This is a genomic window from Pseudanabaena cinerea FACHB-1277, assembly GCF_014696345.1.
Taxonomy (GTDB): Bacteria; Cyanobacteriota; Cyanobacteriia; order Pseudanabaenales; family Pseudanabaenaceae; genus Pseudanabaena; species Pseudanabaena cinerea.
Genome location: NZ_JACJPY010000028.1, coordinates 14,066 through 28,296 on the forward strand (window position 1 = coordinate 14,066; position 14,231 = coordinate 28,296).

General features: G+C 44.3%; 13 protein-coding genes. 7 read left to right on the plus strand and 6 right to left on the minus strand.

Features of this window, described 5'->3' with window-relative positions; genetic code table 11:
* Window positions 1–145 precede the first annotated feature (145 nt).
* Window positions 146–1,930, plus strand: coding sequence for a hypothetical protein (locus tag H6F44_RS10460; RefSeq protein ID WP_190350903.1), 1,785 nt, complete (start codon window positions 146–148; stop codon window positions 1,928–1,930).
* A 131-nt stretch (window positions 1,931–2,061) separates the two neighbouring features.
* Here the strand turns inward: H6F44_RS10460 and H6F44_RS10465 are convergent, their stop codons facing one another.
* Together H6F44_RS10465 and H6F44_RS10470 are read right to left on the minus strand one after the other, a co-directional pair.
* Window positions 2,062–2,478, minus strand: a complete 417-nt coding sequence (locus H6F44_RS10465; protein ID WP_190350904.1) for a hypothetical protein — start codon at window positions 2,476–2,478, stop codon at window positions 2,062–2,064.
* A gap of 52 nt (window positions 2,479–2,530) precedes the next feature.
* The gene (locus tag H6F44_RS10470; RefSeq protein WP_190350905.1) at window positions 2,531–2,965 is read right to left on the minus strand and encodes a hypothetical protein; all 435 of its coding nucleotides are present in this window, start codon (window positions 2,963–2,965) and stop codon (window positions 2,531–2,533) included.
* Window positions 2,966–3,183: 218 nt separating this feature from the next.
* On the opposite strand from H6F44_RS10470, the gene glyS reads away from it, so the two are divergent.
* A complete protein-coding gene (gene glyS, locus H6F44_RS10475; protein ID WP_190350906.1) occupies window positions 3,184–5,310 on the plus strand; it encodes a glycine--tRNA ligase subunit beta in 2,127 nt (708 codons plus the stop codon).
* Between the two features lie 141 nt (window positions 5,311–5,451).
* Here glyS and H6F44_RS10480 read toward each other — a convergent pair whose 3' ends face one another.
* The 3 genes from H6F44_RS10480 to H6F44_RS10490 all read right to left on the minus strand — a co-directional run bounded on the left by H6F44_RS10480 (window position 5,452) and on the right by H6F44_RS10490 (window position 7,190).
* Window positions 5,452–5,736 (minus strand): DUF2288 domain-containing protein, encoded by a 285-nt coding sequence (locus H6F44_RS10480; RefSeq protein ID WP_190350907.1) that lies wholly within the window; start codon window positions 5,734–5,736, stop codon window positions 5,452–5,454.
* Window positions 5,736–6,515 carry a uracil-DNA glycosylase gene (locus H6F44_RS10485; RefSeq protein WP_190350908.1) on the minus strand — a complete coding sequence of 260 codons (780 nt, stop codon included), beginning with the start codon at window positions 6,513–6,515 and terminating at the stop codon, window positions 5,736–5,738. The genes H6F44_RS10480 and H6F44_RS10485 overlap by 1 nt, the downstream gene beginning before the upstream one ends.
* A gap of 81 nt (window positions 6,516–6,596) precedes the next feature.
* On the minus strand, window positions 6,597–7,190 hold the full coding sequence (locus H6F44_RS10490) for a PIN domain-containing protein (protein WP_190350909.1): 594 nt from the start codon (window positions 7,188–7,190) through the stop codon (window positions 6,597–6,599).
* Window positions 7,191–7,397: 207 nt separating this feature from the next.
* On the opposite strand from H6F44_RS10490, the gene H6F44_RS10495 reads away from it, so the two are divergent.
* Both H6F44_RS10495 and H6F44_RS10500 read left to right on the plus strand, forming a co-directional pair.
* The gene (locus H6F44_RS10495; protein ID WP_190350910.1) at window positions 7,398–8,264 is read left to right on the plus strand and encodes a DNA-formamidopyrimidine glycosylase; all 867 of its coding nucleotides are present in this window, start codon (window positions 7,398–7,400) and stop codon (window positions 8,262–8,264) included.
* A 90-nt stretch (window positions 8,265–8,354) separates the two neighbouring features.
* The gene (locus H6F44_RS10500) at window positions 8,355–10,355 is read left to right on the plus strand and encodes an FAD-dependent oxidoreductase (RefSeq protein ID WP_190350911.1); all 2,001 of its coding nucleotides are present in this window, start codon (window positions 8,355–8,357) and stop codon (window positions 10,353–10,355) included.
* Window positions 10,356–10,374: 19 nt separating this feature from the next.
* Here H6F44_RS10500 and H6F44_RS10505 read toward each other — a convergent pair whose 3' ends face one another.
* Window positions 10,375–10,848 (minus strand): DUF3082 domain-containing protein, encoded by a 474-nt coding sequence (locus H6F44_RS10505; protein ID WP_242016529.1) that lies wholly within the window; start codon window positions 10,846–10,848, stop codon window positions 10,375–10,377.
* A gap of 319 nt (window positions 10,849–11,167) precedes the next feature.
* On the opposite strand from H6F44_RS10505, the gene H6F44_RS10510 reads away from it, so the two are divergent.
* Genes H6F44_RS10510 through coaBC form a run of 3 tightly spaced genes read left to right on the plus strand, consistent with a single transcriptional unit; the run spans window position 11,168 to window position 14,141 of the window.
* Complete coding sequence (locus H6F44_RS10510) at window positions 11,168–11,878, plus strand: DUF1995 family protein (protein WP_190350912.1); 711 nt, start codon at window positions 11,168–11,170, stop codon at window positions 11,876–11,878.
* A gap of 41 nt (window positions 11,879–11,919) precedes the next feature.
* On the plus strand, window positions 11,920–12,939 hold the full coding sequence (gene dusA, locus H6F44_RS10515; protein ID WP_242016530.1) for a tRNA dihydrouridine(20/20a) synthase DusA: 1,020 nt from the start codon (window positions 11,920–11,922) through the stop codon (window positions 12,937–12,939).
* Complete coding sequence (gene coaBC, locus H6F44_RS10520) at window positions 12,927–14,141, plus strand: bifunctional phosphopantothenoylcysteine decarboxylase/phosphopantothenate--cysteine ligase CoaBC (RefSeq protein ID WP_190350913.1); 1,215 nt, start codon at window positions 12,927–12,929, stop codon at window positions 14,139–14,141. The genes dusA and coaBC overlap by 13 nt, the downstream gene beginning before the upstream one ends.
* The last annotated feature ends 90 nt before the right edge of the window (window positions 14,142–14,231 follow it).

The window sequence follows — 14,231 nt, forward strand, 5'->3', positions numbered from 1 at the left end:
GAAATTTTGAAAGCCTGTAAAAGCCTGTAATAGATTTATTGCTAGGTTTTGGGTAAGCACAAAGAGATGGAATTTATGAAATTGTTGCCGCATTTTTATGAATTGGTATTAGTATTTGGGGACAAATGTATGTAGATTTTATAATATGGCTATAAACCAGCAACAACATTGGAAATCTGTTACTTATCCTGCTTTAATTACCGCGATTACAACAATATTAATTAGCACGGGTAGCTTGAACAGTATAGATACATTGCATAGGTTGCAAGTCACCCGATCTTTGTGGACAGATGCGCCGCAGGTGATTGAGGAGGTTTTGCCAGATGATGTAGCCAATAAATCAACCGCTTTCTCAGGTGTAGTCACCTATTCGGTGATTGGACGCGATCAAAAGCGCTATGTCACATGGGGGATTGGTCAGAGTTTGGTTATGTTGCCCACCGATATTATGGCTCAAACATTAATTAACGCAATTAGTCCCGAACAACCAGTTAGCAAAACTAGCTCAGAAGTCAGCGCTCAATCTCAGTCTCAATATAGTCATCCTCAGCCAAAGGTTGTGGGCATAGTTTCATACTTGACATTCCCCCTCATAAATGTGTTGGCGATCATTGCCAGTTTCTATTTGCTAAAGAACCTTGAGTTTACAACTAGTCAGTCTATATATGGGGCTTTAAGCCTATTGTTCTGTACAACATTCCTACACTACAGCCAAACCCATCAAGAAAATAGCCTTGATTTTTTATTAACTACTAGCGGTTATTTATTTCATTTACTTTGGTTAACGACTAATTCCTATAAATTCCTATGTTTAGGAATGCTATCCCTCGGTTTCAACTTACTAGTAAGGCTGACCTTGGCAATCAACCTCATATCGGTAAATATTTTTACAATATCGTCACTATACTTACAAACTAAGATTCAAACATATTCTAAAAATGCAGGCGATCGCCACCGATCTCGACAAAAGACAATTTTCAAATATCTAGCTATAGCGGCGATCGTCTATGGATCTTTCTTGGGTATGGATCGTTTTTATCATTGGCTCAGATTTGACAATTTCACGGGTACTTACACAGGTATTTGGACTGAGCAAGTCAAAGCTATTTTTCCCGAATTGCCCAAATCATTTCCTTTCTCAACGCCATTTATGGATGGATTTTTAGGGTTTTTCTTCTCTCCTAATCGATCAATATTTTTGTTTAATCCTCTCATCCTTGTCACATTATATATTTCGATCAAACATTGGCAAGAATTATCCTATAAATTGCGAACATTTTTATTGTCATTAGTATTTTTACTCTTTGCCACAATTATTACTTACTCGACTTGGTTTCTTTGGGGCGGGGCTGGAGCATGGGGCAACCGCTACACAACTACTGCCAGTCAATTAATTAGCTTTTTGGCTATACCTCTAGCACTAAAATTTATTTTTAAAATTCCCTTAGCTCCTATTCATGGCTCCTTATTCAAGAAGTTAGAAAAATTAGGTTTGATATTAATTACTATAGTTAGTAGCATTATTCAAATCAGTTCAATTATCTTTGATCCTAATCTGGAGTTGTTACAATTTAAATCCCTACAAAATGATGCCTTGTTATTTAATGTTATCCAAGATCAACCATTGATGTTTACAGTTGGACAAAGGCTAATTAATGTTATGGCATTGTTGACTAATAACTTTGATAATTGGGGGCTGCGTCCCAATTTGGTTTCCTTAGAGCAGTCACAAAAGCTTATTACTTTGGCTTTTTTCCCTTGGCTTAATGCCAGTAGAATCTTCTCGACAAATATTGTAGTCATTATCCAAATTTGCTGGTTTATTTTGCTTTTAATACTTTTATACTTACTGTTTAAGCTTATCACTAATACAAATCATAATGAAATTGATATAAATAGCGATATAAATAGCGATCGCCAATCAAACTAACCAAACTCAATTCCTCAATAGGCTATACGGCGGTTTATGCGTTACGGAGAGCCATTTTCAAAATTTCCTCTGGGTTTTAAGTTAGTACAAAGTCCTATAAGCTATATACGTGATATTAAAACTAATGACGACTACTTTTTAAATAAAACGTTAGTAATATGTCCTGGGAATAAGTCTATTCCCAAAGCTGATTTAATAAGATAAAGAATTAAAATTGTCACTGCACTAACCAGCAAACTCATGGCAATAATCAATAGAATCGCTGTGATTACATTAGCGACTTTGGCAATACCATTAACTTGGTACTGTCTTTGCTGCTTACGCATATCCTTACCAATCATTAGCACAACAAAATAGCGAGCGAAAATCAGATCGATCGCAAATCTCAGATCGATTAATTTGGGAGAAGATCTAGGTATTGCAGTATGAATTACTGACTTTAGATCTTCTTTGTCCTCTGCATTTAATTTTTCTAAAATTTGCACAGGGATTTGATGCATATAATAATCCGCATCTCTCGCTGTATAGTTTTTATCAAGTTGATTCATTTTGTTATTTTAAACCTGTTATATCGCGAGATTTGGAAGTCCTGTTAAAGCCTCAATAGGCTGTATTTGTCCATTGATATATATGCCAACCAAGTGTCATTGCCAACCAAGTAAGTATTATCAATCCATAAATAGATTTATGTTTATTGATTCCTAACTTCTCCAGACGTTCTTTCGCAAATGCTAATAGGAAAATGATGCTAGTAGCTAGTATCCAGCAGGATAGCAATAATAATGCAACAGTTTTAACATTACTTGTTGCTAGTCCTAATGGTTTTGCCCATACAAACACTGCTCCCCAAATCCACATAGAAATCCACGCGATCGCTAAACCAATTGCAGAACTTCCTGTTTGAGCTAGTCTCACAGTAATTAAATAATTTCCAATTAGGATAAATATATTAACATTGTAAGCAGCAAGTAGATAGCCGCCAGTCAAATATCCGAAGAACAAAACTATTAAATAACCAATTGCACCATAAGCCATAGATAGCAGCTTCATTTTGTAATAAATTCATTTCCCAAGTTTATCGCTTTTATGCCAAACACAGCGCTTTGTGCTGACTTCCCCCCCAGAGAATTGGCTGAAAGTATTGCAAAGCAATATAGCACTGGGCAGTAAATTATAAATTAAAAAAAGGGCTATATTTACAAAAAATTGGTTTTGCTTACGCTAAACTAAAGGATGTTCTTTAGCTCATGGTTATGGCAAGTTTTCTCTTAGAAGTTGGTACTGAAGAATTACCCGCAAGTTTTATTGTTGATGCTTTGCGCCAGTGGCAAGAGCGGATTCCCAAACATTTAGCAGAACACCAACTAAGTACGAGTCGGGTGAGTGTTTATGGTACACCCCGCCGCTTGGCTTTGCTGATAGAGGGGCTGCCAATCCAACAAAGCGATCGCCAGCTAGAGCTAAAGGGACCTTCGTTGAGCGCGGCATTTGCTCAGGGTGATTTACAGGGTGAACCGACCAAAGCCCTATTGGGTTTTGTGAAGTCTAAGGGGGTAGAACTGCATGATATTTTTGTCAAGGAAACCGATAAGGGCGCATTTGTATATGCCAATCAACAAATTGTGGGGCGGGAAACTGCGGCGATCTTACAGGAACTTGCACCAAGCTGGGTGACAGGTTTAGAAGGAAAGCGATTAATGCGCTGGGGGCATGGTGAACTCAAATTTCCGCGTCCGATCCGTTGGTTGGTTGCACTCTTCAACTCCAAGGTTTTGCCAATCACCTTAGAAAATGTGCAGTCCGATCGCCTCAGCCAAGGACATCGGGTACTGCATCCGCGCTCAGTCGTGATTGATACGGCGGTGGATTATGTGGAAACCCTGCGCGAGGCTTTTGTGTTAGTAGATGGCAAGGAACGTCAAAAGCATATCCTCACTCAAATTCATAGCATTGTGGAACTATTTGGCGGCAAGGTGGAAGTTCCGCAGGGTTTATTAGAAGAAGTAACCTATTTGGTCGAATTTCCCACTGCTGTAATTGGCGAATTTGAACGGGAATTTCTAGAGTTGCCGCAACCTGTGATTAAAACGGAAATGGTGAGTCATCAACGCTATTTCCCTGTACATTCCGTGGATCATCCTGAGCAACTGTTACCGCGTTTTATTACCATTTCCAATGGCGATCCTGACAAGTCACGCTTAATTGCGGCGGGCAATGGTCGGGTGATTCGGGCGCGGCTATCCGATGGCAAGTTTTTCTACGATAGCGATCGCGCCGTACCCTTAGAGAGTTTCTTGCCATTGCTAGCAAAGGTCACTTTCCAAGCCGATCTCGGTTCAGTTGCCGAAAAGGTGGAACGAATCAGGACGATCGCTAAGTTGGTGACAGAGGCGATCGTCAATCTACAAGTTACGCCCGCCGACCTGTCGCTGATTGATCGCACTGCTCAATTGGCAAAAGCCGATCTTGTCACCCAAATGGTCAAGGAATTTCCTGAACTGCAAGGACAGATGGGCTATTACTATGCCCTGTCTAGCAACGAACCATTGGCGGTGGCAGTGGGTATCAGGGAGCATTACCAACCCAAAGGCGCAGGTGATGCCCTACCAGAATCCTTGACAGGCAAGATCGTTGCCATTAGCGATCGCCTTGATACTTTAGTGGGGATTTTTGGTCTAGGCATTATGCCCACAGGCTCATCCGATCCCTTTGCGCTGCGACGGGCAGCTACGGGCATCGTGCAGATTGCTTGGGAAAGTGGGTTTCAGCTAGATTTGCCTAAGCTTTTGCAAGCGGCGATCGCCATTTATGCCGAGCAGAACTTATTAACACAACCCCCAGAGACAGTTCTCGCAAATCTCCATAAATGGTTTAAACAACGTTGCGAGACAATTTTGGCAGATCAAGGCATTGAATATGATTTGATCAATGCGGTTATGGGTGGTGAGGAGATTAGCTATAGCATTCAGGGCTTGCATAATTTGGTGCGGATCAAAGAACGCGCCCATTTCTTGCAGGAATCCCGCGATCAAGAAACCCTTGGCGCAATTTATGAGCCAATCGTGAGAGCTTCCCGCCTAGCGGCTCAGGGTAATCTCGATTTTGCCGCGATGGTTGTACAGTCTGTAATTAACACCGATAAGTTAGTTGAACCAGCAGAACTACATCTCTATGAGGCGATCGCCGCTTTACCAAGTCAGCCCACTGATGAGCAGTTAATGGCAGGCATCAAAGCGATCGCGCCATTGTTAAACCAATTTTTCGAGGATGTTTTGGTGATGGTTGATGATGTGGATATCCGCCAAAATCGGCTGAATTTACTGGCGATTATCCGTAACTACAGCCGCCAACTAGCAGACTTCAGCGCGATCGTTAAATAGACAGCAAGCGCCCTATGTGAGCTTAAAACCCAAAGAAATTTTTAAAAGGTGTGGAAGCGCACTTTTTAAGAAATTTCTGTGCTATGTCAAACCTTAGTAAGCTGGTTTCTGCCCGATCATAGCTGTGGCAAAGCATTTGTGCTATGGCTTAGCCAATACAAAGGGCGGCACAACTAAACTCGTAAATTGCCTTTGATTGTCGCCATTCCACGCACTCAATTCTTCGGCCGTAGGATGACGCAGCCAACCATCTTCGATCCATGACTGGACAAGGACTGTATTATCTTCTGTCAGCGCCACACCCACATCCACTAAGTCCAGATTTGGAGCTACCAAAATTACCCGCGCCCTTGCCGCATGGGGTGATAGCCATTCCCACAGTGCCACATCAACCATTTTGGTTAGATCTTCCCGTAAACTATTCACTAAAAATCCTCATCATCAAGTGCATTGGTTTGATTGTGCTGTTCGCCTGCATTTTGCAAGATCTCTAAATATTTTGCCTTCACAGTTTTGATGTCCTGCCATGTCAACCATTTGGGGCTACCCTCCTCACGGCTTTGATTGCGTAATAAATAAGAGGGATGGAAAATTGGCATCACTAAGCGCCCTTCCCATTCATACCATTTACCACGCACTTTCGTAATCCCTAATTTTTCGCCCAAAATCGATTTCAGCGAAGTTGCACCCGTCAGCAAAATAATTTGCGGATTGATCAGGCGGATTTGCTCCAGTAAATAGGGCTTGCAGGTATTGGTTTCAATTTCAGTGGGAGGGCGATTATTGGGAGGGCGACATTTGACTGTGTTACAGATATAGACATCGCGGTTACTATCTATATCCACTGAGGCTAAAATTTTATCCAAAAGTTGCCCAGATTTGCCAACAAAGGGCAAGCCTGTGAGGTCTTCCTGTTCTCCAGGTGCTTCACCGATGATCAATATCTTTGCTTGGCGATCGCCTCTCTCGACAACAACGTTAGTACGGGTTGGTGCAAGGGGGCATTTTTGGCAATTACAGGCGGCTTCGCGTAAGGCATCAAGGTTGTCAAACTGAAGTGTGGGCAGAGGGGCAGCAACTTGTTTATCTTTTTGCTTATCTTTTTGCTTATCTTTGCGAGGGCGGGAGGTGGCAGTGGGTAATTCTGCTAAGGGTATTTCCGATGGAGCTATATCAAATATGCTCATTTGCTCTTTTTCATTCATAGACAAGGATCTGCGCCCCAATTTAATGCTTGTTCTTTATTTTATGCAATTGAGGTAAACAACAGAGAGAAATTCAAAAGCTTAAAAATTATATTCAATTTTTTTGGCAGAATTTAATTTGATTTTCTTGATATCAAATAGCTTTTGGTAAACTTCATCAATTACAGGCAAGGCTTCCTTTAAGCCTAAATGTGACTTTATGTAGTTTTTCAGTGTGGTTTCAGATCTTGGTCTACTTTTATCATTTAATATGAGTTTTTGAATGATGATGTTGCAAGTATCTTCTAGAGATAGTTTTTCGTCCCAAATAAGGCTTGTAATTAATGACAAGTCATCACTACGCTTGCAGAGTAATTTTTGAGATTTTAGGTAACTAACTAGAGGATCAAAGCCTGTGTCTTTGGAAATGATATGGAAAACTGCCGTGGGATCTCTTTCGGTTAGTCGTCCTAACATAAACGTGATGTGGAAATCTAGGGCATTTTTACCACTGCCATTGATTTGAATCCATTCCACTTGACCGCTTAGCTCTTGCGATTTTAAAACTAGATCTATGGGGATTTTGGTTTGATTTGTGCCAATGAATATTTTGATATAAAAATTTTTATCTTTAAGACAGTTTAGGTCAATATTTTGGACATTTTCATAATCCACCATGACATAGTTATTTCGCATCAAGTTCTAGCAAGGTAAAAAATGAATGAGGGGATCAGTAAGAAACTGATTTTTATATGCTTAGTGATTATATCGTATTCCAGATTAACCCATTAAACAAAGAAAAAAAACAAGCTTTTTGGCGAATTCAGGCAGTTGTCGCGCAAAGCTTTGAGATTGGGAGATACTAAGAATTAATACTTTTAACGCTGGAAATAATTTTAAATAATGCCCGAGTTACCCGAAGTTGAGACAGTGCGGATTGGTTTAAATCAAAATACCTTAGGTTGGCAAATTGAGGATGTGGAGGTGTTGTTGGCTAGGGCGATCGCCTATCCTGAGCAAACCCAAGATTTAATAAACCTCCTCATTGGGGCAGAATTTCAGGAATGGCAAAGGCGAGGCAAATACTTAATCGCGCAATTGTCCAGTGGGCGGAAATTGGGCGTACATTTGCGGATGACGGGCAGTTTGTTATGGTGCGATCGCGATGCGCCAGTGGGGAAACATACGCGGGTGAGAATGCTCGTCAAGGAAAAAGTAGAAAGGAAAAAGGAAAAAGGGGGGAAGGAGTTGCGGTTTGATGATCAACGGACTTTTGGGCGGGTTTGGGCAGTGCCGCAGGATCGGGCGGTGGAGTCGGTGATTACGGGATTGCAAAAGCTGGGGCTGGAGCCTTTTGATCTAGAATTTACGCCTGAACATTTGGCGGCTAAGTTGAGCCGTAGCGGTCGCCCGATTAAAACTGTGCTGCTCGATCAGGAAACAGTGGCGGGGATCGGCAATATTTATGCTGATGAGTCGTTATTTTTGAGCCGAATTTATCCAGAGATGGCGGCAAATTCTCTAAGTTTTGAGCAGGTGCGATCGCTGCATCAAGGAATTATTCGCGCCCTCAGTGATGGTATTGCCAAGGGTGGGACAACCTTTAGTTCTTTTCAAAATATTGCAGGAATTAAGGGTAATTATATAGATACGGCTTGGGTGTTTCGCCGCAATGGTCAACCCTGTAATGTCTGTGGCACAGCGATCGCTAGGATCAAGTTAGGCGGACGATCAACCCATTTCTGCCCAAAATGTCAAGCCATAGATTGAAAGTGTGGCATGATGGGCGGCACTGTATCCTAACTGGTTGCCGATCGCACTAGTAAATTTGTATTCTTAACACAAAGTTACAAAATGTTTATGAGTAAGAAAGATCAACCACACAAACCATCGCCCATTAGCGATCGCCCTGAAGAAGAGGAGGATAATGCCATCGATTCCCAATTTCGACCGAAGTTACACCATTTGTTGGTGATCCTATTTGTCGGCACGGTTGTCAGTGGAGCCGCAGCAAGGAACTGGCAAATAGTTGGTAAACAAACCGCCGTTAGCAAGGTCACACAAACTAACTATCAAGCGACGGCAAATTTACCCCTAGTCGATGCCAATGGTTTACCTGTGATGAATCCACAGCCGCCATCGGATGCGGAGGTATGGGAATGTGATGTGGCGATCGTGGGTGGCTCCCTTGGTGGTGTGGCGGCGGCATACCATTCCATGAAAACAGGAGCTACAACTTGCCTAATCGAGCTAACGCCCATGCTAGGCGGACAGGTGAGTTCGCAGGGGGTCAGTGCGATCGACGAATCAATGCTAATGCGCTATCGTCAGCAATTTCCCTTGAGTTGGACACATTTCAAAAATATTATTGCCAGTCAGCCTGCCCTACCCCAAAAATATTCCTATCTCAAGCCGGGGGCGGTGGTGGCTGATACCAATAGCTGCTGGGTGGGCAATCTTTGCTTTACCCCCTATTCGGGCGAACTTGCCTCTGAAGAGTTTTTGCGTGAGTCCCAGCGTTCTGCCCCAAAAAGTCGATGGGGAACCCAAATTGCTTTTAAGGGTGCAAGTTTTAACGAGCGCGGCGATCGCATTACGGCTATTCATGGCGTGAAGCGGATTCCCCGCGATCCCAACTATTTGCCAGTGGGTCGCCTCTCCCGTGAGCTCAAAGGCTGGTATAACTGGAACTCTGATGAAACCTTTGATAAAAAAGCGATTCGCCTCCAAGCACCTGTGGGCAAACAGATGCAGGTAATCGATGCCACGGACACCGCCGAATTAATTGCATGGGCAAATTTGCCTCACCGTGTTGGCTCCGAAGGTTTTGAAACCACAGGCGAAGTCCATGCTGTTGCCGATAACCCCGACTGCACCCAAGCATTTACCTTCCCCTTTGTCCTCAAAATTGCCGATGATGGTGGGCGATCGCTCAAGGAACTCAGCAAAGTCCAACCAGGCTTCTCCCGTGAAGAACATCGCCGCGACTATGATCTAGGGCGATTTCCTATGTTTGAGGGCAATAGCGTATTTAACTATCGCCGTATTGTCAGTATGCGGCGCGATGATCCCTTCACTGCTACCCCTGTCCAAGGCGATATGACCGTGATCAATTGGAATCGTGGCAATGATTGGGGCATTATGAACCCCCCTTTGATCTTGACCGAGCAGCAGATCCGTGCATCAGGACAACAGCAAAATTGGCTAGGGGGTTTGAATACCACAGCGCTCAAGGATGGCGAAAATCATGCACTGCTCTTTGCCGAGTGGCTCATGGAAAAGTATGCATCATCCCAGTTTCCCTTGCGGATGATGTCTGGTCCTGATAGTCCTATGCCCACCGAATCAGGGCTAAGTATGTATCCTTACATTCGGGAAGGGCGCAGAATTTTAGGACGTGCCGCCTATGGGCAGAAAGAATTTATGATGCGGGAACAGGATATTCGTAATGATATGCGGGGCGGTCGCGATTTCAACGCCACCTCGATCGGTATCACTCACTATGCGATCGATATGCATGGTTGCCGCTATCGCAACTGGGAGCCATCGAAAGCGCCAAGCTCGGCTCCTGCCAATGAGGATAAAGTGCTGCCGATCATTCTGCCCTTCGAGAGTTTGATTCCCCAACGCATTGATAATTTGCTCATTGGCGGTAAATCAATGGCAGTTAGTCATATTGTTAATGGTGCAACCCGTATCCATGTGGGTGAATGGTCAGCAGGGGCGGCGGCTGGCGCGGCGGCAGCTTGGTTATCTTTGCAAAGTGACAACAGCCTAACGCCACAGGCGATTCTTGATCGCGGTAGACTCAACGAATTACAGGACTTACTGCGATCGCAGGGGATTGTCTTGCGCTGGTAAGCAGAAAAGGAGAATAGGGCTAAGTCCTATCCTCCTTTTTTTTGAAAATTGCGATCGCAACCTGCTTCACTGTCAATAACACCAAACCCAAAGCGATGACGGCAAAGATCATCGTTGCACCAGAGCCGAGGGCTAATAGTAAAGTCCGCACTAGCGTGGCAAGACGATTGGCAAGGGTATTGGTGGTTTGCAAGGGCGCAGAGGCTAATTTATGGGCAACCATATTGGTAAAAGCATAAAGCCCTGTTGCCAGAGTGGCCGCGATCGCTGCACCCGTGAGATTTTTAAAAGGAGATGGCGCAATATTTTCAGAGGCTGCGGCTAAAGATGCTTGTGGTGTTTCGTCAGACATAGAGGCGGGATGGGGGATGGGTAATGGGTAATGGGTAATGGGTAATGGGTGATGGGTGATGGGTGATGGGTGATGGGTAATGGGTAATGGGTAATGGGTAATGGGTAATGGGTAATGGGTAATGGTTTTCTTAATCCCCAATTACCAATCCCCAATCCCCAATTACCATTACAACAAAAAATGACGACACAATGTGCCGCCATTTCTTAATGTGGATTCCAGATTGCAGTGAATCTTAGACAAATATCATAAAACAAAGTAAAAATCTTAATATCATTGACCACAAAATGATTTAAGATATCCGCACTCAACACAAAAATGCTAGTCCACTGGGAGCAGTGGACTTTTTATTTGTTGACAACCCGAATTAATCAGGCTGATCAAAGTGTCAGTCCACTGATCACATTAACCATAATCATTGCACAAATATTTGTGCCATACGCTTTTAATATCGGAAATTATGACCCAAAGCCTTGAGCCAGTTTTACTGCCTGATAATCTCGAAGATGCGATCGCCCAAGCAATTAACGCCACCCATCTGGCGATCGCCAATGGTGCTACCCGTATTGTTGTGGATTTGCGGTTTCCAGAATTAAAGGTATTGCCGATCGCCACCGAGTTTGCGGTGAGTTTTAATCAAAACTATGGCAACAATTGGCAAGCGATCTTTGCGGATGCGGGGGCGGCGGCTCTAGCCAAAAGAGAATGGGCAGATTTAGATATCTCGGTGCGGGGCGTAAATGAGGGGCGGCGAGCGATTAGGGAAGATGATCGCGCCTTTTTGATTATTGAGCCAACCTCTGTCGAAGTGGAGCAGTTGGAAAAATTATTGCAATTAGCTGGCGATCGCCCCTTTGTGATGGTCAACCCAAGATTAGAAAATAGTGAAGTGGGCTTGGGCTTAGCCGCGAGACAAATGCGCGATCGCTTTTTCAATACCTTTGAAACCGCTTACTACATCAAACCCCTAGAACTGGGTGCATTGTGGCGCTGCTATCCACAAACATGGCAAGTGTGGCAACAAACGGAGCTAGGCATGGAGCCAATGGCGGAGGTATCCCAACGTCCATCTAGTGAGGATATTGATCGCCTGTTCCGTCAAAAAACAGGACAGCGATCGGGAAATTTCTTAGAAAGCTTGCAACAATTTTTTAATGCTCTGTCCCGTTAAAATTGCAACTTACAATTGCATCGCCAATATAGCCCGTAACTATGCTATCCTCCCCCGTCATGCAGCCAGCGATCGCCCAATATCCCATTGCCCAATATCCCATTAGTATTGCGCCGATGATGGATCGCACCGATCGCCATTATCGGTACTTCATGCGACAGATCACTAAACAGACGCTGCTCTATACAGAAATGGTGACAAGTGCCGCAATTAAGCATGGCGATAAAGATTATTTATTAGGATTTTCAGCCTTGGAGAAACCTTTGGTATTGCAGGTGGGGGGCGATCTGCCGCAGGATTTGGCGGAATGTGCAAGGATTGCGGCGACGATGGGCTATGACGAGATTAATTTGAATGTGGGTTGTCCTAGCGATCGCGTCCAGAGTGGCAATTTTGGCGCTTGTTTGATGAAAACCCCTGACCAAGTGGCGCGATGTATTGAGGCAATGGGTCGCGCCGCACCGATCGCTGTGTCGGTCAAACATCGCATTGGTGTCGATGAACTCGATAGTTATGAGCATATGCGAAATTTTGTGCAGATTCTGGCATCCGCAGGCTGTCAAAAATTTACAGTTCATGCTCGCAAAGCTTGGTTACAGGGGCTAAGCCCCAAGGATAACCGCGAAATTCCGCCATTGCGCTATGGTGATGTGCATCAACTTAAGCAGGAATTTCCCCATTTATTGATCGAAATCAATGGCGGCTTTACTGATTTAGAACAGGCTCAGGCACAGTTAAATTATGTGGATGCGGTGATGATTGGTCGCGCTGCCTATGACAATCCCTATTTATTTGCCACCAGCGATCGCCAATTTTATGGTTCTTCCCATTCTATTCCCAGTCGTTTAGAAGTTGCGGCGGCGATGATTCCCTATATCGATCATTGGACAGCCAAGGGATTGAAACTGCATAAAATCACCCGTCATATGCTGCAACTGTTTCACGGTCAAGCAGGGAGCCGTATTTGGAAGCGGATGCTCACGGATAATTCCTGTAAGGCAGGGGCAGATTCGGCAGTAATCGAAGAAGCGATCGCGGCGGTAAGATTATGTCTAGGGTAATATCTCATGTAGTAATTGGCATTTCGGGCGGCATTGCTGCTTACAAAGTTTGTGAAGTGGTTTCCAGTTTGGCAAAGCGTGGGATCGAAGTGCGCGTAATTCTTACCGAAGCAGCATCGGCATTTGTCACGCCCCTCACCTTCGCCACCCTGTCGCGCCATCCCGCCTATACCGATGCTGACTTTTGGCAACCTACCAATGGTCGCCCCCTGCATATCGAGTTAGCAGAATGGGCGGATTTAATTCTCTTAGCACCTGTTACCGCCAACACTTTAGCGAAACTTGCCTATGGCATGGCAGATAATTTGTTACTGAATACAGTCATCGCTGCCGATTGTCCAGTTCTCTTTGCGCCAGCGATGAATACCACCATGTGGCTACAGCCAACGGTGCAGGAAAATTGGCGAAAATTATTAGCGTTCCCTCGCTATGGCGCGATCGCCCCCACGGCTGGCATTCTCGCCTGTGATGCCGTTGGCACGGGGCGCATGGCAGAGCCAGAAACTATTTTGGAATATATAGAATCATGGTTATGGACTAATGGAAGGCAAGACCTCAAGGGAAAAACTGTATTAGTGAATGCGGGGGGAACTCGTGAATTTATCGATCCTGTACGCTTTATTGGCAATCCATCCACAGGCAAACAGGGCATCGCGATCGCCAAAGCCGCTATCCATCGCGGCGCAAAATTGATCTTAGTTAAGGCGGGAAGTTTAGAAATTCAATCCGATTTGCAACTACAAACTATTAGTGTTGATAGTGCTAGAGAAATGCAAGAAGCGATGCAAATAGCCATGCCCATTGCTGATATAGCGATCGCTGCTGCCGCCATTGGCGATGTGCGAACCACATGGCAAAGCGATCGTAAGTTACCCAAATCAGAATTACCGCTCCATTGGCAAATGGAATATATCCCTGATATTATCGCCAATCTCGCCCAGCAAAAGCAATCTGCACAAATTCTTGTAGGTTTTGCCGCTCAGACTGGTTCTGAGTCGGAAATTATCGCCGCCGCGCTGGATAAGCTGCAACGCAAAGGACTAGATGCGATCGCTGCCAATGCGGTCAACCATGCTGAAACAGGCTTTGGCACTGACACCAATCAAGCCATATTTTTACACAAAGACGGCAAACAGCAACAAACGCCCCTCTGTTCCAAATTGGAATTAGCCCACCGTTTATTTGACTTTTTAGCTAGTTGACCGACAACCTAAAAAGCGAGAAAGCGAAAAAGCTATAGCGATCGCTTTGAACGTTTGGGGGTTGTGCTTCAGTTACACTAGAGGGAGTCA